The organism is Micromonospora sp. WMMD1274 (assembly GCF_049179035.1).
GTDB lineage: Bacteria > Actinomycetota > Actinomycetes > Mycobacteriales > Micromonosporaceae > Micromonospora > Micromonospora tulbaghiae.
In genome coordinates this window covers 4,166,866-4,188,129 of the sequence record NZ_JBMHMG010000001.1, presented here as the reverse complement: position 1 = coordinate 4,188,129, position 21,264 = coordinate 4,166,866, and the positions used below count along the sequence as shown (strand labels likewise).

Here is a 21,264-nt window from a genome sequence, read left to right as displayed (position 1 = left end):
TCGCATCGGGCGTCGGAACCAGCAAGATAGAGGGGTTGTGTCCCAGCCCCCTCGATATCCCCCGGTGGCTTTTCTGTGACTCAGATTCCGACGTGGAGCGGCGGACCGGCCAGTCCCCCCACTGGACGCGCGGCGCCCGGCACCACCATCGGTGGTCGCTACTCGCTGCGCTCCCCGGTGGGCAACGGAGGCATGGGCACGGTCTGGCGGGCCACAGACACGTTGCTGCGCCGCGATGTGGCGGTCAAGGAGGTCGTCCTTCCGCCGGGGCTCGCCCCGAGCGACCGGGACGCGCTCTACGAACGGACGCTGCGGGAGGCCCGTGCCGCCGCCGCGATCCAGCACCCGGCGGTGGTGCAGGTCTACGACGTGGTCACCGAGGGTGGCCGCCCGTGGATCGTGATGGAGCTGCTGGACGCCCGCAGCCTGGCCGACATGGTGATCGAGGACGGGCCGGTCGCGCCGCGCGCCGTCGCCAAGATCGGGATCGCGCTGCTCGGCGCGCTGGAGGTGGCGCACGCGATCGGCGTGCTGCACCGCGACGTCAAGCCGGCCAACGTGCTGATCTGCACCGACGGCCGCTGCGTGCTGACCGACTTCGGTGTCGCCCGGATGCCCACCGACGTGCAGCTCACCACGCCCGGCATGGTGCTCGGCTCGCCGCACTTCATCTCGCCCGAGCGGGCCATGGGCCAGGAGTTCGGGCCGCCGAGCGACCTGTTCTCGCTGGGCGTGACGCTCTACACGGCGGTCGAGGGCCGGCCCCCGTTCGACAAGGGCGACCCGATCGAGACCATGCACGCCGTGGTCGAGGACCCGCCCGCCACGCCGCAGCGCAGCGGCCCGCTGACCGGCGTGCTGATGGGGCTGCTGGAGAAGGACCCGGCCCGCCGGATGGACGTGCACCGGGCCCGGGCCAACCTGCGCGAGCTGCTCGCCGGTCCGCTGACCAGCACCGCCACCGCCGTCAACTCGGTCACCGACCCGTACGCGGTGGTGCCGGTGCCGCGCCCGACCACGCCGCCGGCGATCGCGGCGGAGCCGAAGCCGAGCGGGCAGATCGGCGGCCGGGCGATGATCGGCCCCGACGAGTCGCTCACCGACCGGCTCGCCGCGCTGCGCCGCGGCGAGCGGCCCCAGGCCGAGAAGGCCGCGGCGGGTGCCGCCGCGCTCGACGAGACCAGCGCCGACGCGCTGGCCGGCCCGCTGCACACCCCGACCGGTGCGATGTCCGGGCCGGGCACGCCGGAGGCCACCCAGCGCATCTCGCCGGACGCCACGGTCCGGCTCGGCCAGGGCGCCGGAGCGGACGCGACCCAGGCGGTGCCCACCGCTTACGGCCGTACCGTCGACGCCACCCAGCCGGTGTACGGCGGCGGCAACCAGTGGTCGGTGCCCGGCACCGGCCAGGCGTGGACCACCCCGGCCACCGCGCCGGCCGCCGCCGGTGGTGGCGGCGCGCTCGGCAGCGCCAAGGGCCTGCTCGGCCGGGTGAAGGCGTGGCCGCGCAAGGTCCAGCTCGCCGCCGCCGGTGGCCTGGCCGTGGTGCTGCTGGTGAGCGTGATCGCGCTGACCGGCGGCGGCGACGACGCTCCCCCGCCGATCGTGGGCACGCTGCCCACCACCTCGGCGGCGGCCGCGCCGGAGATGCAGGAGCGGACCGTCAAGGGCGTCACCATCCAGGTCCCGAAGGGCTGGCAGCAGCAGACCGGCGGCCTCTACGTCGACTACGTCGACCCGGAGGACGAGGGCCGCAAGGTGCGGGTCATCGCCGAGAAGTGGGGCGGCACCTCGATCAGCTGGGCCGAGTTCGCCTCGCGGAACCTGAAGAGCAAGACCGCGAACAGCAAGACCTGCCCGGCCCCCTACACCGAGTTGTCAGTCTCCGAGCAGCCACTCGCCGGCCAGACCGCGGGCCAGCTCGAATACACCTGCGGCGAGGGCGAGGCCATGCGGCACGGCATCTGGCGGGGCCTGGTCAAGGACGGCAAGGTCTACTCGTTCTACCTCTCCACGACCGACGCACGATTCGCCGAGAGCAAGCCGATCTTCGACGCGATGGTCGACTCGTTCCAGCTCACGGCGGCCAACTGAGTCGAGGCCGACGGCCAGTGGTGATCCGCCGCCGTGCTTTCATGAGGCAATGGCGGCGGAAACCACTGACCTTGACGACCTTCGCGTACGCGCCGAGCGCTGGCTCGCCGACGACCCGGACCCGGACGACCGCGTCGAGCTGCGCGCGGTTCTCGACGGGCTGCCCGGCACGGCGGCCGACCTGGCCGACCGGTTCGCCGGTCCGCTGACCTTCGGCACCGCCGGGCTGCGCGGCCCGCTGCGGGCCGGGCCGAACGGCATGAACCTCGCCGTGGTCACCCAGGCCGCCGCCGGGCTGGTCGGCTGGCTCGCCGCCCAGGGCGGCGAGGGCCCGCTGGTGATCGGGTACGACGCCCGGCGCGGATCCCGTGCGTTCGCCGAGCGCACCGCGCAGGTGGCCACCGGTTCGGGCCGCCCGGCGCTGCTGCTGCCCCGGCCGCTGCCCACGCCCGTGCTGGCGTTCGCGGTCCGGCAGCTCGGCGCGGTCGCCGGGGTGATGGTCACCGCCAGCCACAACCCGCCGCAGGACAACGGCTACAAGGTCTACCTGGGCGCGCAGCTCGGCGGGGAGCTGGGCGCGGGCGCGCAGATCGTGCCGCCCGCCGACGCCGGGATCGAGGCGGCCATCCGGGCGGTCGGCCCGCTCGCGGCGGTACCGCTCGGCCCGGCCGGTCAGGTGCTCGGCGACGACCTGGTGACCGCGTACGTCGAGCAGGCCGCCGCCGTGGTGGACCCGGCCGGACCACGGGACCTGAAGGTGGCGTACACGCCGCTGCACGGGGTGGGTGCCGCGGTGCTGACCGCCGCGTTCGCGCGCGCCGGTTTCGGCGTTCCCGGCGTGGTGCCCGAGCAGGCCGAGCCGGACCCGGCGTTCCCGACTGTCAGCTTCCCCAACCCGGAGGAGCCGGGCGCGGTGGACCTGCTGGTCGCGCTCGCCGACCGCACCGGCGCGGACCTGGCCATCGCCAACGACCCGGACGCGGACCGCTGCGCGGTGGCCGTACGCGACGCCGGATCCTGGCGGATGCTGCGCGGCGACGAGGTGGGCGCGCTGCTGGCCGACCACCTGATGCGGCGCGGGGTGACCGGCCTGTACGCCACCACGATCGTGTCCTCGGCGCTGCTGCGGGCCATGGCGGCGGCCCGGGGCCTGCCCTACGACGAGACGCTCACCGGGTTCAAGTGGATCGTCCGGGCCGGCGGGGGCCGGGAGCCGCTGGTGTACGGCTACGAGGAGGCGCTGGGCTACTGCGTCGCGCCGGGTCACGTCCGCGACAAGGACGGCATCACCGCCGCGCTGACGGTCGCCGAGCTGGCCGCCGGTCTCAAGGCCGAGGGCCGTACGCTCCTCGACCGGCTGGACGAGCTCGCCGCCGAGTTCGGCGTGCACCACACCGAGCAGCTCTCGGTCCGGGTGGAGGACCTGCGGGTGATCGCGGACTCGATGGCCCGGATCCGGGCGGCCACCCCGAACGCGCTGCTCGGGCAGCCGGTGACCGAGGCGTCCGACCTGCTGCCCGACGCGGACGTGGTGATCCTGCGCACCGGCGCGGCCCGGGTGGTGATCCGGCCGTCCGGCACCGAGCCGAAGCTCAAGGCGTACCTGGAGGTGGTGGAGCCGGTGGGCGGCGGCGACGTGCCCGCGGCCCGGCAGCGCGCGCGGGCCGCCGTGGCCGAGCTGCGCAACGAGATCGCCGCCGCCCTGGGGCTCTGACGGCCCGGTGCGTCCGTCGTCGCTCCGGCGGCGACGGACGCAGCGGTCAACGACCTCAGCTCGCGGCGGGCCGCTTGCCGAGGGCGGCGTCCACGGCCTGGCCCAGCGCGGCGATGACCAGGCTGATCGACGGGCGAACCACGCTGTCGTCCAGGCTGACGGTGCCGGAGAACCCGGCGCCGGCGGCGATCTCCTCCAGGCGCCGGCCGGCGTCCTCGGCGGCCGGGCCGGTCAGCCCCAACGCGGGTTCCATCCGCAGCACCGCGACGAGCGTGGCCAGCGCGGCGGTCCGCTCGTCCGGGAGCTGTCCGCTGGTCAGCGCGTCGGCCAGCCGTTGCCGGATGTCCGCCTCGACCGAGGCGTCGGCCACCGGGTAGCGGTGCACGTGGATGAAGCCCAGCTCGGTCTCGTCCACGTCCCGCACCACGCCCCGGCCGCAGAGGTCGGACAGGATCCGGTCGCGCAGCCCGTGCCGCAGCCGCTGCACCCACGACGACGGCGTGTGCGGGGTGTCCGCGGCGATCTTGGCGAGGACGGCGTCCGCGATCGGCTCGCCGGTCGGGGCCGGGTCGACCACCGTCAGGTTCCCGTCCGCGTACGCGACCCGTCCGGCCAGGGCCAGCTCGACCAGCACGGCGGCGGCCATGCCCAGGTCAAGGCTGATCCGCGGCATGGTGGCCTTGCCGGTTTCGTCGTCATACGCGAGGAGCAGCAGCTCCTCGGCGAGCGCAACACCAGTCATGGCCCGGAACGCTAGCGCCTCCCCGCACCCCCGCGCATCGACTCGCCGGGGCCGCCCGATTCACGCCGAGAGGGCCCCTTCCACGCGGGAAGGAGCCCTCTCCACCGAATCGCCGGATCCGGGGTCGCCGGGTCGAACCGGCTTCCCGGACGGCCGGGTCAGAAGCGGGGCATGCCGCCGAACTGACGGTCGCCGGCGTCACCCAGGCCGGGGACGATGAACTTCGAGTCGTTCAGGCCCTCGTCGATCGAGGCGGTGACCAGGCGCAGCGGCAGGCCGGAGCGCTCCAGCCGCTCGATGCCGACCGGGGCGGCCAGCACGCACAGCACCGTGATGTCGGTGCAGCCGCGGTCGGCGAGCAGCCGGCAGCAGTGCTCCAGCGAGCCGCCGGTGGCGAGCATCGGGTCGAGCACCAGCACCGGCAGGCCGGCGAGGTCACGCGGCAGCGACTCCATGTACGCGCGAGGCTCGTACGTCTCCTCGTCGCGGGCCAGGCCGACGAAGCCCATCGACGACTCGGGCAGCAGGCCGAGCGCGGCGTCGGCCATGCCGAGACCGGCCCGCAGCACCGGCACCAGCAGCGGCGGGTTCGCCAGCCGGCTGCCCTCGGTGGCGGTGACCGGGGTCTGGATCGAGTACTTCTCGACCGGGAAGGAGCGCGCGGCCTCGTACACCAGCATGGTGGTGAGTTCGCGCAGCGCGGCCCGGAACGACGACGAGTCGGTCCGGGCGTCCCGCATGGCGGTCAGCCGCGTCTGGGCGAGCGGATGGTCAATGACGGTTACGTCCACGATCGCTCAACCTACCGTTTGCCGGCCGGGCGCAGGGCGGGTGCGGTACGACCAGCGACACCGCTCACGTATGACGCTCACGACCGGTCGATCGTGAGCAAGATCACTCGACTCGCGGGTGCGTACTATTCGGGGCATGACGGCGACAACGACGTCGGCCCGGTCGGACCTCACCGAGCTGGGACGATCCGAGACCGCTCTGCGGACCTTCCTGCACGGCCTGCCCGGCGTGGACCAGGTCGGCGCGGAGCAGCGGGCGGCGCAACTCGGCACCCGCTCCATCAAGACCACGGCCAAGGCTGAGGCGATCGACCTGGCGATCCGGATGGTCGACCTGACCACCCTGGAAGGGGCGGACACCCCGGGCAAGGTGCGGGCGCTGGCCGCCAAGGCGCTGCGCCCCGACCCGGCCGACCCGAGCTGCCCGCACGTCGGCGCCGTCTGCGTCTACCCGTCCATGGTTCCGTACGTGGCCGAGGTGCTGCGCGGCAGCGGCGTGCACCTGGCCAGCGTGGCGACCGCGTTCCCGTCCGGTCAGGCGCCGCTGGAGATCAAGCTCGCCGACGTGCGCGCGGCGGTCGAGGCCGGCGCGGACGAGATCGACATGGTGATCAACCGGGGCGCGTTCCTGGCCGGGCGCTACTCCGAGGTCTACGACGAGATCGTCGCCACCAAGGAGGCGTGCGGGGACGCACACCTCAAGGTGATCCTGGAGACCGGCGAGCTGGCCACGTACGACAACGTGCGGCGCGCATCATGGCTCGCCATGCTGGCCGGCGGCGACTTCATCAAGACCTCCACCGGCAAGGTCCCGGTCGCGGCGACCCTGCCGGTGACGCTGGTCATGCTGGAGGCGGTCCGCGACTTCCGCGCCGCCACCGGGCGTCAGGTCGGCGTGAAGCCGGCCGGTGGCATCAAGACCACCAAGGACGCGATCAAGTACCTGGTCATGGTCAACGAGACGGTCGGCGCCGACTGGCTCAGCCCGGACTGGTTCCGGTTCGGCGCGTCCAGCCTGCTCAACGACCTGCTCATGCAGCGCACCAAGCTGACGACCGGCGTCTACGCCGGCCCCGACTACTTCACCCTGGACTGAACGCGATGTTCGAATACGCTCCCGCCCCCGAGTCCCGCTCGGTGGTGGACATCAAGCCCTCGTACGGGCTCTTCGTCGACGGCGCGTTCGTCGACCCGGCCTCCGGCGGCAGCTTCAAGTCGGTGAACCCGGCCTCCGAGGAGGTGCTGGCCGAGATCGCTGAGGCGGGCGCCGACGACGTGGACCGCGCGGTCCGCGCCGCCCGGACCGCGTACGAGAAGGTCTGGGGTCCGATGCCGGGCCGGGACCGGGCCAAGTACCTGTTCCGGATCGCCCGGATCATCCAGGAGCGCTCGCGCGAGCTGGCGGTGCTGGAGTCGCTGGACAACGGCAAGCCGATCAAGGAATCCCGCGACGTCGACCTGCCGCTGGTCGCCGCGCACTTCTTCTACTACGCGGGCTGGGCGGACAAGCTTCCGCACGCGGGTTTCGGCCCCGACCCGAAGCCGCTGGGCGTGGCCGCGCAGGTCATCCCGTGGAACTTCCCGCTGCTCATGCTGGCGTGGAAGATCGCCCCGGCGCTCGCCGCCGGCAACACGGTGGTGCTCAAGCCCGCCGAGACCACCCCGCTCACCGCGCTGCTGTTCGCCGAGATCTGCCAGCAGGCCGACCTGCCGGCCGGCGTGGTGAACATCGTCACCGGCGCCGGCGACACCGGCCGGGCGCTGGTCGAGCACCCGGGCGTGGACAAGGTCGCGTTCACCGGCTCCACCGAGGTCGGCCGCGCCATCGCCCGCTCGGTCGCCGGCACCCGCAAGAAGCTCACGCTGGAGCTGGGCGGCAAGGCCGCGAACATCGTCTTCGACGACGCCCCGATCGACCAGGCCGTCGAGGGCATCGTCAACGGCATCTTCTTCAACCAGGGCCACGTCTGCTGCGCCGGTTCCCGGCTGCTGGTCCAGGAGTCGGTCGCCGACCGTGTCCTGGAGTCGCTGAAGCGCCGGATGGCCCAGCTCCGGGTCGGCGACCCGCTGGACAAGAACACCGACATCGGCGCGATCAACTCGGCCGCGCAGCTCGCCCGGATCCGGGAGCTGTCCGACGCCGGGTCCGCCGAGGGCGCCGAGCGCTGGTCGCCGCCGTGCGAGCTGCCCGAGCGCGGCTTCTGGTTCGCGCCGACCATCTTCACCGGCGTCACCCAGGCGCACCGGATCGCCCGCGAGGAGATCTTCGGCCCGGTGCTGTCCGTGCTGACGTTCCGCACCCCGGCGGAGGCCGTCGAGAAGGCCAACAACACGCCGTACGGGCTGTCGGCCGGGATCTGGACCGACAAGGGCTCCCGGATCCTGTGGCTGGCCGACCGGCTGCGCGCCGGAGTGGTGTGGGCCAACACGTTCAACAAGTTCGACCCGACCTCGCCGTTCGGCGGCTACAAGGAGTCGGGCTACGGTCGCGAGGGCGGCCGGCACGGCCTGGAGGGGTACCTCAATGTCTGAGCGGGTCGCGGTACGCAAGACGTACAAGCTCTTCATCGGCGGGAAGTTCCCGCGCAGCGAGTCGGGACGGTCGTATCTCGTGCAATCCGCGAACGTGTCTCTTGCCTCCCGGAAGGACGCGCGGGACGCGGTCGTGGCCGCCCGCGCCGCGGTGAAGGGCTGGGCCGGGGCGACCGCGTACAACAGGGGTCAGATCCTCTACCGGGTCGCCGAGATGCTGGAGGGCCGGCGCGAGCAGTTCGTCGCCCTGGGCGTCCCGGCCGACGAGGTGGACGCGGCGATCGACCGCTGGGTCTGGTACGCGGGCTGGTCCGACAAGATCGCCCAGGTGTACGGCGGCGCCAACCCGGTGGCCGGCCCGTACTTCAACCTGTCCGCGCCGGAGCCGACGGGCGTGGTGGCGGCGGTGGCCCCCGAGGAGCCCGCGCTGCTCGGCCTGGTGAGCGTGATCGCCCCGGCGATCGTCACCGGCAACACGGTGGTGGTGGCCGCCTCCCCGGCGGCGCCGCTGGCGGCGGTGACACTGGCCGAGGTGCTCGCGACCTCCGACCTGCCCGGCGGGGTGGTCAACATCCTCACCGGCCGGCTGACCGAGACCGTGCCGACGCTCGCCGCGCACATGGACGTCAACGCGATCGACCTGACCGGCGTCGCCGACGCCGAGCTGGCCGCCGACCTGGAGATCAAGGCCGCGGAAAACCTCAAGCGGGTGCTCCGGCCGGCCCCGGCCGACCACGACTGGTACGCCGACCCCGGCATCACCCGGATGACCACGCTGCTGGAGACCAAGACGGTCTGGCACCCGAAGGGCGTCTGACCGAGGGCAGCCCGGTCCGGCCTCGTCCCCACGGTCCACCCTCGTCCACCCTCGACCACCGAGATCAACACCAGCTCCGCGAAGTGGCCACATCGACCAGCCGCGACGGCACCACCTCGCCGAGCCGGTGTTGATCTCACCCGGTGCGCCCACACGGAATGGGCAAGATCAACACCAGTACGCGGAAGTGGCTGCATCGAACGACGCAGGACAGCACCACTTCCCCGGACTGGCGTGGATCTTGCCGATGCGGCACCCACCCGACCACGGCGTGGTCGATACCGGATTCCCGGGAAGTAGCCCCGGACTCTCCGTCGCAAGATCGACGCGAGCACGCCGAGGTGACTGAATCGACCAGCCCGGGACGGCACCACCTCGCCGAGCCGGTGTTGATCTCACCGAGGGCGCCCGCCTGGGACGGGCAAGATCAACACCATCTCCCCGACGTGGCTGCATCAACCAGCCCAGGGCAGCACCACCTCCCCGGACTGGCGTGGATCTTCGGGAGCGGGGAACGAGGACCGGGGCGGCGGAAGGGGTCTACTACCGGGGGTAGGATTGACGGGTGACTCGGCTGGGGGACCTTGAGCGTGCGGTGATGGACGTGCTGTGGGACGCGGCGCCCGCCTCGTCGGGTGGCGTGACGGTGCGCGAGGTCGCCGACGCCCTGGACGGGCGCGAACTCGCCTACACCACGGTCATGACCGTGCTCGACCGGCTCGCCGGCAAGGGCATGGTGCAGCGCGAGCGGGAGGGGCGCGCCTGGCGTTACCGCCCGGCCGCCACCCGCGAGGCGCACATCGCCCAGCTCATGCTCGAAGCCCTCGACCTCGGCGGCAGCCGGGACGCCGCACTCGTGCGCTTCGCCCGTTCGGTGACCGGCACGGAGGCGGACGTGCTCCGCGCCGCGCTCGGCGCCGAGGCCGGGGCGACGGTCGAGGACGGACCGGCCGGCCGGGTCGAGAACCCCCGGCCCGTTCGGCCGGCGCTCGACGAGGCGACGGACCGGTAGGGCGGCTGCCGTGGCGTACGCCCTGCACTTCGCCGCGATCATCCTGGCCTGCTGGCTGACCGCGCAGGTCCTCGCCGCCGCGCGCTGGACCTGGCGGGCGCCCCGGGTGGCGATCCTCTGCTGGCAGGCGGTCGGGCTGGCGCTCGGCCTGTCCGCCATGGGGCTGCCGATGGCGTTGGGGCTCGACGCGTACGACCGGGCGACCGGGTACGCGCTGCTGGCCCTGGCCGACGACCTGGCCCACGGCACGCTGCCCGCCGGGGTGGGCGCGGTGCACCTCAGCCTGGTCGGCGTGGGTCTCGGCATCGGCGTGGTGCTGCTCACCACGACGGTACGCAGCCTGCACGGGGCGGTCCGCGCCCAGCGCCGGCACCGGGAGCTGCTGCACCTGGTGGCCCGGCGTGACCCGACGGTGCCCGGCGCGCTGGTGCTCGACCATCCGAGCGCGGCGGCGTACTGCCTGCCCGGGGTGCGTCCCCGGGTGGTGGTGAGCGCGGGCACGCTCGACCTGCTCGACCCGGCCGAGCTGGCAGCGGTGCTGACCCACGAGCGCGCGCACGCCCAGGAGCGGCACGACCTGGTGCTGCTGCCGTTCACCGCGCTGTGCCGGGCGCTGCCCTGGTTCCGGTGGGTGCGGGACGCGCACGCGCGGGTGGCGTTGCTGGTCGAGATGCGCGCCGACGACAAGGCCCGGGAGCTGCACGCGGACGCGCCGCTGGCCGGTGCGCTGCGCCGGTTCGCCGCCGCCGAGCACCGGGTCCAGCCGGCCGGCACGCTCGGACTCGGCGACCGCGACCTCGACGTACGCGTGCAGCGGCTGCTCGTCGCGGACCGTCCGCCGCGGGTGCTCGGCGCGATGGCGCTGGCCGTCGCCGGCACGCTCGTCTCCCTGCCGTTCGCCCTGTTCCTGAGCTGACCTCGCCCCCTACGGGACTTCTCCGGGTTCGCGCGGCCCTATAGGTAGCGAGGCTACGTGTAGGTTGGCTACGACAAGAGAGCCAACCCATGGGAGGACGACAGTGGACCCGCTGCTCCTCGCCCGCCTCCAGTTCGCCACCACCACCTCGATCCACTTCCTCTTCGTGGCGGTCACGCTCGGCCTGGTCACGCTGCTGGTCGGGTTGCAGACGGCCGGCTACCTGACCGGCAAGCCGGTGTACGAGCGGCTGACCCGGTTCTGGGGCCAGCTCTACGTGATCAACTACGTGCTCGGCATCGCCACCGGCATCGTGATGGAGTTCCAGTTCGGGCTGAACTGGAGCGGGCTGTCGCGCTACGTCGGGAACGTGTTCGGCGCGCCGCTGGCCATCGAGACGCTCGTGGCGTTCTTCCTGGAGTCCACGTTCCTCGGCATGTGGATCTTCGGGTGGCACCGGTTGCGGCGCGGCGTGCACCTGGCGCTGCTCTGGGGCGTGGCGATCACCGCGTACGCCTCGGCGTTCTGGATCATGGTGGCGAACGCCTGGCTGCAGAACCCGGTCGGGTACGAGGTCCGCGACGGCGTCGCCCACCTCACCGACTTCGGCGCGCTGCTCATCAACCCCACGTTCGGCATGGCGTTCGGCCACGTCGTCTCGGCGAGCCTGGTCACCGGCGGCCTGCTGATGGCCGCGGTGAGCGCCTGGCACCTGCTCCGGCGCACCCCCGACTACGCGCTCTTCCGCACCTCGCTGCGGCTCGGCCTGGTCACCGCGGCGCTCTCGGTCAGCATGCTCCAGGGCTTCGGCTTCGCCCAGTTCGGCCCGGTCGCGCAGCTCCAGCCGACCAAGTTCGGCGGCGGCCCCGATCGCGACGCGCTCGTCGCCGACTGGACCGCGCGGTTCGGCCCCGGCGACTGGGAACCACCGGTGCTCTCCAACGTCGGCCTCGGCTTCATGATCCTAATCGGCTTCACGCTCGGCGCCCTCTGGCTCCTGCTGCCGCTGCTCTGGCGGGACTGGATCATCCGGCTGAAGGTGCCGCTCTGGCTGATCCTGCTCGGCCTGCCGCTGCCCTTCGTGGCGATGCTGCTCGGCTGGATCGCCCGCGAGGTCGGCCGCCAGCCCTGGGCCGCGTACGGGCTGCTGCCCACCGCGCAGGCCGTCTCGCCGGTCTCACCCGGGCTGATGCTCACCTCGCTGATCGGGTTCAGCCTGCTGCTCGGCGCGCTCGCGGTGACCAACTGGGTCCTGCTGGCCCGGCACGCCGCCCGCGGGGCGCACGACCCGGCGCTCGGCCGGCCGCCCGCGCCCGACACCGACGTCCACCACCAGCCCGTGTTCGTCTGAGGGAGCCCGCCGTGGAACTCGCCTGGTACGCCCTGCTCGGCCTCTTCTTCGCCACCTACCTCGTGCTGGGCGGCTACGACTACGGCGTCGGCCTGCTGCTGGCCCGGCGTGGCCCGGCACCGGGCAGCCGGGCCACGCTCACCGCGCTCGGGCCGTTCTTCCTCGGCAACGAGGTCTGGCTGGTGGCCGCCGTCGGCATCCTGTTCGGCGCGTTCCCCCGGCTGGAGGGCGAACTGCTCTCCGGCTTCTACCCGGCCGTGCTCGCCGCGCTGGCCGGGGTGGTGCTGGTGACCGCCGGGGTGCAGTTGCGCAGCCGCCCGGCCTCCGCCACCGCTCGTGCCCGCTGGGACCGGGTGGTGGTGGTCGGCTGTCTGCTCGCGGCGCTCGGCTGGGGCGCGCTGCTCGCCGGGTTGCTCCAGGGCGTGCCGTTGAGCGCGGACGGCCACGTGGTCGGTGTCGGTCACCTCGCCACCCCGTTCGTCGCCGCCGCCGGGCTGGCGCTGCTCGCACTGGTGGCGGTGCACGGTGCGACGTTCCTCACGCTCCGGCTGCCCGCCGCCGAGGCGCCGGCGCTCGCCCGGCTGGCGAGCGGCCTGGTGCCCGCCGCGCTCGTCGCCGTCGCCTCGGCCACCGTCCTGGGCCTGCTCTCCGATCGGGTACGCGCCGCGGTGGCGCGCCCGGCTGCGGCCGTACTCCTGCCGTTGGCGCTCGTGGCGGCGCTGCTGGCGGCCCGTGCGGCGCTGCGGCGGGGGCGGGCCGGGATCGCCTTCGCGGCGACCGCGACGGCGCTGGCGCTTCCGGCGCCGCTGATCGGAGCCGCGCTCTGGCCCCGGATCCTGGTCTCCACCACCGATCCGGCGGCGTCGCTGACAGTGGCCGAGGCGGCCGCCAGCCGCCCGACGCTGGCCCTGTTGGGATGGCTCGCGTTACCGCTCCTGCCGGCCCTACTAGGCTTTCAGGCGATGTGCTGGTGGGTTTTCCGGGGACGGATCGACGGCAGGGCACCGGTGTACTGGTGAACCGCCGCCCGTTCGACCCGCGTCTGCTGCGTCGGGTCCCCGCGGCCCGGCGCGACCTCGCCGTGCTCGCGGTGCTGGGCGGGCTCACCGCGCTGCTGGTGATCGCCCAGGCCACCGCGCTGGCGACGCTGCTGGCCACGGCGTTCGACGGGCGGCTGCACCGGCCGGCGCTGGCCGGTTTCGTGGCCGCTGTCGCCGGGCGGGCGCTGGTGAGCTGGGCGCAGGGCACCGTGGCGGCGCGGGCCGCCGCGACGGTCAAGGCGGCGCTGCGCGCCGACCTGCTCGGCGCGGTCGGCCGGCACGGGCCCACCTGGGTCGCCGGGCAGCGGGCCGGGCAGCTCGCCACCCTGGCCGGGCGCGGGCTGGACGCGCTCGACCCCTACTTCACCGGCTACCTGCCGCAGCTCGTCCTGAGCGTCACCGTGCCGGTGGCGGTGCTGGCCCGGATCGTGTTCGCCGACTGGAGCTCGGCGCTGATCATCGCGCTCACCATCCCGCTCATCCCGATCTTCGGCGCGCTGCTCGGCTGGCAGGCGCAGGCCGCCACCGAACGGCAGTGGCGCCGGCTGTCGCTGCTCGGCGGGCACTTCCTCGACATGGTGGCCGGGCTGCCCACGCTGCGCGCGTTCGGCCGGTCCAAGGGGCAGGTCGACGTGGTACGCCGGATGGCCGACGGCCACCGCCAGGCCACCATGAAGACGCTGCGCATCGCGTTCCTGTCCGCGCTGGTGCTGGAACTGGTCGCGACGCTGTCCGTCGCGCTGGTCGCGGTGCCGGTCGGCATCCGGCTGCTCGGCGGCGGCCTCACGCTCTCCACCGCGCTGCTGGTGCTGCTGCTCACCCCGGAGGCGTACCTGCCGCTGCGCGCCGCGGGCAGCCGGTTCCACGCCAGCATGGAAGGGCTCACCGCGCTGGACGAGGCGCTCACGCTCTCCGCCACCGACGCACCCGCCACCACCGCCGAGCCCCGCCGGCCCGCGCCGGGCGGCCGGGGCGAGATCCGGTTCGAGGGCGTCACAGTCGCGTACGACCGGACCACCGCGCTGCGCGACGTCACGCTGACCATCCGGCCCGGCGACCGGGTGGCGATCATCGGGCCCAGCGGCGCGGGCAAGAGCACGCTGCTCAACCTGCTGCTCGGCTTCGTCGCACCGACCTCCGGCCGGGTCACCGTCGACGGGGTGGACCTGGCCGGCGTCGACCTCGACACCTGGCGGCGCGAGCTGGCCTGGGTGCCGCAGCGGGCGCACCTGTTCGCCGGGTCGCTCGCCGACAACATCCGCCTCGGCGCGCCGGACACCCCGGACGCCGCGCTCGCCGCGGCGGTCACCGGCGCCGCGCTGGACGAGGTGGTCGACGCCCTGCCCGACGGGCTGGACACCCGCCTCGGCGAGCGCGGCCACGGCCTGTCCAGCGGGCAGCGGCAACGCGTCGCGCTGGCTCGCGCGTTCCTCCGGGACGCCCCGGTCGTGCTCCTCGACGAGCCGACCGCGCGGCTGGACAGCGCCAGCGAGGCGGTGGTGCTGGACGCGACCCGGCGGCTGGTCGCCGGGCGTACCGCGCTGCTCGTCGCGCACCGGCCCGCGCTGCTCGCCGACGCCGACCGGATCCTGCGCGTCGAGGACGGCCGGGTCACCGAACTGCACGCGACCGCCACCGGCCCGGGAGTGTCCCGATGAGCCCCGTCTCCCCCGCCTGCCCGGTGGTGGCCCGGTGACCGCCGGCGACGGCGTGACGCCGGTGGGCCGCGAGCCGGCCGGGCCGACCGGGGTTCCGGTCGCACCCTCCGGCGCACCGGAACCGCCCGCGCCTGCCCGCCCCGGGGCCGAGCGGGCGGTGCTGCGACTGGCCCGCCCGTACCTGAGCCGGCTGCTCGGCGCCGGGCTGCTCGCCGCCGCGACCGAGTTCGCCGGCCTGGCGCTGATGGCCACCGCCACCTGGCTGCTGATGAGCGCCGCCGGCCGGCCTCCGCTGGACCGGCTGACGGTGGCCATCGTCGCGGTCCGGGCACTGGCGGTCAGCCGGGGCGTGTTCCGGTACACCGAACGGCTCGCCGGGCACGACGCCGTCCTCCGCATGATCACCGACGTGCGGGCCCGCGTCTTCGCCACGCTCGCCGCCCGCCGCGAGACCGGCCGCCGTACCGGGGACGCGCTGAGCCGCCTGGTCTCCGACGTGGAGGCCGCCCAGGACCTGCTCCTGCGCGTCCTCGTGCCCGGCGCGGCGGCGGCACTGGTCAGCGTGCTCGCGGTCGGCGTCGCCGCGCTGATCTCACCACCGGCCGCCGGGGTGCTCGCGATCGGCCTGCTCGTGGCCGGCGTGGCGCTGCCCACGCTCGCCACCCGGATCACCCGCCGCGCCGCCGACGAGGTGGCCCCGCTGCGGGGCGCGCTCGCCGTGGACGCGGTCGACCTCACCCACGGCGCCGCCGACCTGGCCGCGTTCGGGGCGACCGGCGCCGCGCTCGCCGCCGCCGACGAGCGGGCCGGACGGCTGGCCCGGCTGGAACGCCGGCTCGCCGCGACCGGCTTCGCGGTGGACGCGCTCGGCGTCCTCGTCGGTGGCGTCACCGCCGCCGCCGTGGTGGTCGTGGCGCTGCGGGCCGAGGTCGGCGGCGTGCTGGTCGGCGTTCTCGCGGTCGGCTCGCTCGCCGCCGTGGAGGTGGCGCTCGCGCTCGTCGCGGCGGCCCGCCAGCGCACCCAGCTACGGGCCGGGCTGGCCCGCGTCGCCGACCTGCTCACCGAACCCGCCACGGCGACGCCGCAGCCCGCGCCGGAGTCCCGGACCGACGGCCACGACGTGCGGTTCTCCGACGTGACGGTCCGCTACCGGGCCGGTGCCGCCCCCGCTCTGGCCGGGTTCGACCTCGATCTGCCGGCCGGCCGCCGGGTGGCGGTGGTGGGGCCGAGCGGCGCCGGCAAGAGCACGCTCGCCGCGGTGCTCACCGGCGCGGTACGCCCCGACACCGGCCGGGTCACGGCCGGCGGCGTGCCGGTGTCCGAGATCCCGGCCGAGCACCTGCCCCGGGTGGTCGGCGGCCTGTTCGCCGAGGCGTACGTCTTCCACGCCACGGTCAGGGAGAACCTGCTCCTCGGCCGTCCGGACGCCACCGAGGCGGACCTGACCGCCGCGACCCGGGCGGCCGGCCTGCTCGACTGGGTACGCGAGCAGCCCGACGGCTGGGAGACGGTGGTCGGCGAGCAGGGCGGGCAGCTCTCCGGCGGGCAGCGGCAGCGGCTCGCGCTGGCCCGGGCGCTGCTGGCCGCCCCGCCGGTGCTGGTGCTCGACGAGCCGACCGAAGGGCTCGACCCGGCGGCCGCCGACGCGGTGCTGGACTCCGCGCTCGCCGCCACCCCGGCCGGGCACTCGGTGGTGCTGATCAGCCACCGGCTCAGCGGCCTGGCCGGGCTGGACGAGATCGTGGTGCTCGAAGGCGGCCGGGTCGTGCAGCGCGGCCGGCACGACGAGCTGGTGGCACGCCCCGGCTGGTACCGGGAGCAGTGGCTGCGCCAGGAGGCCGCCGAGCGCGGCTACCTGGCGATCACGCCCTGACGCCCGGCCGATCGGGGTTTTCCCTGACGCGGGTGTCGCCCGTCGGTGGCAGGCTTGGCCGCATGCTGGTGCATGAGGAGGCAGTGGTCGACCGCCGGCTGCACGAACTGTCCGCGCGGTTGCACGGGCCGAACCGGCTCAAGGCCGACCTGCTGGCCGAGGCGCGGCACGCGCTGGAGGACGCCGTCGAGGCGTACCGGGACGGGGGCCTGCCGCGGGCGGAGGCGCAGCGGCGGGCGGTCGCCGAGTTCGGCAGCGACGCCCAGCTCGTGCCGGGTTTCCAGGCCGACCTGGCCGTCGGCGCGCTACGCGGGCTGGCGCTGCGCACGCTCGTGGTGGCGGTGGTGCTCATCGCCGCCGGTGACCTGACCTGGCAGGGGTCGAGCTGGAGCGGCGGTCCGCCGCCACCGCAGAGCTACCTGCTGCTCTCCGCCTCGCTGAACGGCATCTGGGGCGTGGTCGCCGCGTTGGCGCTGATCGCGCTGCTGGTGGGCCCGCTCGCCGCCAGGTGGGGATCACCGTGGCTCGTCCGCTCGGCGCGACTGATCGGTTTCGGTCTGACCGGCAGCCTGCTGCTCGGCGCGGTCGCCGGGGGCGCGCTGTTCGGCTGGTCGATCGGGCTGTGGGACGCCGCGCTCACCTGGCCTCCCCTGATCATCGGGATGGTGGTGGTCTCGGCGGCCTGGTTCGCCCTGGCCCGGGCGGCCCGCTGCTGGGTGCTCGCCGACCGCCGGCTGGCAAGCTGAGCGACCCGCCGCCGGCCGGCCCTCGGACGGCCCTGGCGCGGCCGCCGGGCGCGTTCAGGCCGGTGCGGTGGGCGGCTCGTCCGCGCCGAGGAACCGCCCGACGGTGGCGCTGAACTCGTGCCAGCCGGCCCGCTCCCCCGCCAGCGCCCGGCCGCCGGCATCGGTCAGCTCGTAGGTGCGGCGCTCCCGGCCGTTCACGGTGCTCCAGGTGCTCGCCACCAGCCCGGCCCGCTCCAGCCGGCGCAGCGCCGGATAGATGGTGCCGGTGGGCAGATCCAGCGTGCCGCCGCTGCGGGCACGCAACGCCTCGATGATCGCGTAGCCGTGCAGCGCGCCCCGTTCCAGCACGGCGAGCAGCAGCGCGTCCAGGTGTCCGTGCAGCGCCTGCGCCTTCATGCGTAGCAACGCTACTTGTCGCGCGGCCGGGACGCCAAGGGGTGCGACTCCCGGTCGGAACCGTCGCCCACTAGGGTATGTGCGCAGAGTCACTCGGCGGCGCGACGCCGTCGGGTGGGCAACCCGAACGCACACGGAGGTCAGCGTGGCCCGCCAGTCGCCCCAACGGCCCGACGCCGACGAGCCCGAGCTCGACGACACCGACGCCGCCGCCGCGGCCGACGAGGTCGAGGAGGACCGCCCGCCGGCCGACCGCGCGCTCTGGGAAGAAGTGCGGATCGACCCGGTGGAGATCGCCCTGCCCTCCGGCACCGGATTCACGCTGCGGGCGTACCGGCAGGCGCGCGAGCTGACCCCGACCGACGTCGCCGAGCGCGACCAGGACGACCCGTTCCTGGCCCGTCGCCAGGTCGTCGAGACCGAGGACGACGAGGAGGTGGTGATCCTCGACGAGGAGTTCGCCGCCCTCTCCGCCGAGGAGGACGACGAGGACGAGGAGAAGGGCGCCAAGGCCCGCCGCAAGGACAAGGCCGGCGCCTCGGACGACGAGAAGGCCGAGACCGAGACCGAGGACGACGCCGAGGACGAGGACGAGGACGACGAGGCGGGCGACGAGGAGGTGCCGGTCTTCCTCACCCACAAGGGCCGGCTCCTGCTGTTCAAGACCCCGGAGTCATTGGTCACTTTCATCCGTTCCGGTGCGCCCAACGATCTGTCCCAGCTGGACAGTTGGAATGAACTGTCCGAACGGCTGGAGCCGGCCGACATCGCCCCGCTGGACGAGGACACGTACGAGCTCGACCTGGTGGTGGAGAACCTGCGCGGCGGCCACGACGCGTGGGACCACGAGCTGCTCATCGAAGCCGGTGAGATCGCCCGTGACCTGGCGTACGCCCTGCGGCTACCCGCCGTGCTGGACATGCTCTCCTCCGGCTCCAGCCTGGACGACCTGGACGAGGCGCTGCGCGCTTCCGTCAACGGTGGCGTCGGTGGTTTCCTGGGTCGTCGCCGGCTGAAGAAAATCGGGGCACAAACCGCAAGCTTGGGTTGGCGCACCATTGTCGGCAAGATCTCTGCGGTTGTGGACTGGCGCGACTGACCCGAAGCGGGGAGCATCAGTCTCTGGCAGAGCAAGACCTGTGTCCCGGGAGGAGGACGACGCCGTGGCGCTCGTGCGCGTGTACTGCGGTCTGGCCTCGGCAGATCCGGCCGACCGAACGGCTTCGGCCGGAACGACGCTGACGTCCGCTGTGGTCGACGACGCAGGCCGTCTGCTGCACGTCTGCGAGATCGGTGACGATCCCGCCGGTTACGCCCGGCTGGTCGCGCTGCTGGTGGAACGGTCCGGCGGTCCGAGCGGCGCGGCCATCGCCGCGGACAGCGACGACCACATCGTCACCTCGCTGCTCAGCGCCGCCGGCCGGCCGCTGGCGATCGCGGACGACGACTCGGTCGACGACTTCGCCGAGCGCTTCGCCGACGACGACTCCCTGGAGGAGATGAACTCCCCGCCCGCCGAGCGCCGCGCGGTCGGGCTGGCCCGCGCGCTCCAGGCCGGCGCGCTCTCCGCGGTGACCCTCCCGGCGCCGCGTGAACTCGCCGGATACACGCAGGTCCTGGCCGCGCACGCGGCGCTGGCGAGCGGCCGGCACTCGGCCGCGGTGACGCTGCGCGAGGTACTCCGCGAGCTCTACCCGGCCGCGCTGCGGGCCTACCCGGATCCTGCCGACCGGGTCGCCCTGGCCGTCCTCGACGCGCTGCCCGAGCCGGGGATGCTCACCGGCCCCGCGGGCCGTGGTGGCCGGGACGGCGCGCTGGCCGCCGACGCGGTCGTCGCGCAACTGGCCGGCGAGGGCGTGGCCGACGCCGACGACGTCTCCGACGCGGTGACCGCGCTGCGCGTCGCCATCTCCGAGACGCCCCGGCGGGCCACCGTCAACCGCACGCTCACCGCGGCCGTCGCCGAGACCGTGCGCCAGGCCGTCGCCTCGGTCCGGACCTGCGACGCCGGCTGCGACGCGCTCGTCGGCGCGCTCGCCGAACGCACCGCTCCCGCCCCCGCGACCGGCCGCCGGGCCGCCGCCCGACGGGGAGAGCAGGTCGACGAGCTGGCTTCGACGTCGGCGACCGACCTGCGTCCGGTGCGTTCGATCCCACCGGAGCCGATCGCCGAGCCCCACCGTGGACGTCCCGAACCCGCCGGCGCACCCGAGCCGGCTGGCCGTCGTGGCCGCCCCGAGCCGGTCCCCGGTGGGCGGCGCAGCCGTCCGGAGCCGCTGTCCGGTGCGGCCGCCACGACGACGCCCCGGCCGCTCGGCCCGCCACCGGTCGCACCCGCGCCGTTGACGCCGCCGCCGGTCGCCCCGGCCCCGGTCACGCCCGTCGCCCCGGCTGCCGCACTGGGCCGGCCGTCCTCGGCTCCCCCGGCGCGGCCCGAGCCGACCGGCGCGCCGCTGCCGTCGCGGGTGGACGGCCCCACCAACCGGCCGATCTCCGCGCCGCCCCCGCCGCCTCCCGGGATCACGCCGATCGCCCCGTCCCCACGCGGCGCCGTGCCGCCGGCCGAGGCCGGCGAGCCGTTCCGCCCGACGCTCACCACCGCGGCGATCAACAAGGCGCGGGCCGAGCGGCAGCGCACCGTCATCCCGCCCCGGCCCAAGACGAACCAGACCCCGGAACCGCCGACCGGTGGGTTCAGCGCCACCGACCTCAGCATCCCGGTGCCGGCCCCGCGTCCGCCCGCGCCGGAGGCGCCGCCGGGCTCCCGGGCGAACTGGCCGCTGGTGAACAACGAGGACGACACCGCGCGGGAGCGGGAGGGCACCACCTACTCGTACGGGCGGGGCGTGGACGCGCCGAGCGACCCCGGCCGGGTCACGCCGCCGTGGCTCGCCGACGACCTGCCGCAGGAGCCGCCGATGCTGCGGCTGGTGGAGCCGCCGCCGCTCGCCGACCGCGCGCTGCGCGACGAGATGGGCCGGCCGGCCGACCCCGGTCTGGAGGCGCCCCCGCTGCGTCTGGTCGACCAGGGCGACCCGGGTCGCGTCCCGCTTCCCGCCGCGCCCGAGCGTCGTCCCGCCCCGAAGGAGCACCGGCCGCCGCCGGTCTCCGACGAGGGTGACGGCGACCTGCTGATCTTCGCGCAGGCCAAGTCCGCCTGGTTCGTCGGGCACGGCGACGAGGCCGACCTGGAGTGGTCGAGCACCGCCGACACCGGCTGGCAGGCGGCCGAGCAGGCGGCCCGCCCGGCCGTCGGCGCGGAGACCAAGGCCGGGCTGCCGAAGCGCGTGCCGCAGGCCAACCTGGTGCCGGGCTCCCCGCTGCGCGAGGAGCGTCCGCTGCGGATCGTCCGGAACGCGGCGAGCCTCGCCGAGAACACCACCGGATACTTCCGGGGCTGGCGGCGCGGCCAGGAGATCGGCGGCTTCGCCGTGGGCGGCCGTCCGGGCCGTGAGGCGGCCGGCGGCTGGGACTTCACCCGCGACACCGGTGACCGCGACGACGACCGGGAGTACGAGTACCGCTCGGCGGGCTACCGCTCCTGACCGGGCCCACCGGGGTGTTTCATCCCACACCGGGGCG

General features: G+C 74.6%; 17 protein-coding genes. 14 read left to right on the top strand and 3 right to left on the bottom strand.

Annotated elements, in window-relative coordinates:
* Positions 1-75: 75 nt before the first annotated feature.
* Entirely contained in the window at positions 76-2,094 is a 2,019-nt protein-coding gene (locus tag ACN27D_RS19990; RefSeq protein WP_421499703.1) for a serine/threonine-protein kinase, read from the top strand.
* Positions 2,095-2,143: 49 nt separating this feature from the next.
* On the top strand, positions 2,144-3,808 hold the full coding sequence (locus ACN27D_RS19985; protein WP_421499702.1) for a phospho-sugar mutase: 1,665 nt from the start codon (positions 2,144-2,146) through the stop codon (positions 3,806-3,808).
* 55 nt (positions 3,809-3,863) lie between these two features.
* On the opposite strand, the gene ACN27D_RS19980 is transcribed toward ACN27D_RS19985, so the two are convergent.
* A complete protein-coding gene (locus ACN27D_RS19980) occupies positions 3,864-4,550 on the bottom strand; it encodes a GOLPH3/VPS74 family protein (protein WP_421499701.1) in 687 nt (228 codons plus the stop codon).
* Positions 4,551-4,708: 158 nt separating this feature from the next.
* Positions 4,709-5,341: a uracil phosphoribosyltransferase gene (gene upp / locus ACN27D_RS19975; RefSeq protein ID WP_120571672.1), complete on the bottom strand. Its 633-nt coding sequence runs from the start codon at positions 5,339-5,341 to the stop codon at positions 4,709-4,711.
* A 136-nt stretch (positions 5,342-5,477) separates the two neighbouring features.
* Between upp and deoC the strand changes: the two genes are divergently transcribed.
* The 10 genes from deoC (at position 5,478) to ACN27D_RS19925 (ending at position 17,286) form a co-directional block, all read left to right on the top strand.
* Complete coding sequence (deoC, locus tag ACN27D_RS19970) at positions 5,478-6,437, top strand: deoxyribose-phosphate aldolase (RefSeq protein ID WP_047893661.1); 960 nt, start codon at positions 5,478-5,480, stop codon at positions 6,435-6,437.
* 5 nt (positions 6,438-6,442) lie between these two features.
* Positions 6,443-7,873 (top strand): aldehyde dehydrogenase family protein, encoded by a 1,431-nt coding sequence (locus ACN27D_RS19965; protein WP_355506736.1) that lies wholly within the window; start codon positions 6,443-6,445, stop codon positions 7,871-7,873.
* On the top strand, positions 7,866-8,690 hold the full coding sequence (locus ACN27D_RS19960) for an aldehyde dehydrogenase family protein (RefSeq protein ID WP_364813591.1): 825 nt from the start codon (positions 7,866-7,868) through the stop codon (positions 8,688-8,690). The genes ACN27D_RS19965 and ACN27D_RS19960 overlap by 8 nt, the downstream gene beginning before the upstream one ends.
* Positions 8,691-9,255: 565 nt before the next feature.
* Positions 9,256-9,702: a BlaI/MecI/CopY family transcriptional regulator gene (locus ACN27D_RS19955; RefSeq protein WP_120571673.1), complete on the top strand. Its 447-nt coding sequence runs from the start codon at positions 9,256-9,258 to the stop codon at positions 9,700-9,702.
* A 10-nt stretch (positions 9,703-9,712) separates the two neighbouring features.
* Complete coding sequence (locus ACN27D_RS19950) at positions 9,713-10,618, top strand: M56 family metallopeptidase (RefSeq protein WP_121686509.1); 906 nt, start codon at positions 9,713-9,715, stop codon at positions 10,616-10,618.
* 103 nt (positions 10,619-10,721) lie between these two features.
* Positions 10,722-11,969, top strand: a complete 1,248-nt coding sequence (locus ACN27D_RS19945; RefSeq protein WP_421499700.1) for a cytochrome ubiquinol oxidase subunit I — start codon at positions 10,722-10,724, stop codon at positions 11,967-11,969.
* A gap of 11 nt (positions 11,970-11,980) precedes the next feature.
* Positions 11,981-12,988, top strand: a complete 1,008-nt coding sequence (locus ACN27D_RS19940; RefSeq protein WP_357799983.1) for a cytochrome d ubiquinol oxidase subunit II — start codon at positions 11,981-11,983, stop codon at positions 12,986-12,988.
* A complete protein-coding gene (gene cydD, locus ACN27D_RS19935; protein WP_421499699.1) occupies positions 12,985-14,667 on the top strand; it encodes a thiol reductant ABC exporter subunit CydD in 1,683 nt (560 codons plus the stop codon). Before ACN27D_RS19940 ends, cydD begins: the two co-directional genes overlap by 4 nt.
* 34 nt (positions 14,668-14,701) lie before the next feature.
* Positions 14,702-16,540, top strand: a complete 1,839-nt coding sequence (gene cydC / locus ACN27D_RS19930; RefSeq protein WP_421499698.1) for a thiol reductant ABC exporter subunit CydC — start codon at positions 14,702-14,704, stop codon at positions 16,538-16,540.
* 62 nt (positions 16,541-16,602) lie between these two features.
* Positions 16,603-17,286, top strand: coding sequence for a permease prefix domain 1-containing protein (locus ACN27D_RS19925; RefSeq protein ID WP_421499697.1), 684 nt, complete (start codon positions 16,603-16,605; stop codon positions 17,284-17,286).
* A 54-nt stretch (positions 17,287-17,340) separates the two neighbouring features.
* On the opposite strand, the gene ACN27D_RS19920 is transcribed toward ACN27D_RS19925, so the two are convergent.
* Complete coding sequence (locus tag ACN27D_RS19920; RefSeq protein WP_120571680.1) at positions 17,341-17,682, bottom strand: PadR family transcriptional regulator; 342 nt, start codon at positions 17,680-17,682, stop codon at positions 17,341-17,343.
* Between the two features lie 145 nt (positions 17,683-17,827).
* Here ACN27D_RS19920 and ACN27D_RS19915 point away from each other — a divergent pair, with 145 nt between their 5' ends.
* Positions 17,828-18,781 carry a DNA primase gene (locus ACN27D_RS19915; RefSeq protein ID WP_421499696.1) on the top strand — a complete coding sequence of 318 codons (954 nt, stop codon included), beginning with the start codon at positions 17,828-17,830 and terminating at the stop codon, positions 18,779-18,781.
* A gap of 40 nt (positions 18,782-18,821) precedes the next feature.
* Complete coding sequence (locus ACN27D_RS19910) at positions 18,822-21,227, top strand: transposase (RefSeq protein ID WP_421499695.1); 2,406 nt, start codon at positions 18,822-18,824, stop codon at positions 21,225-21,227.
* The last annotated feature ends 37 nt before the right edge of the window (positions 21,228-21,264 follow it).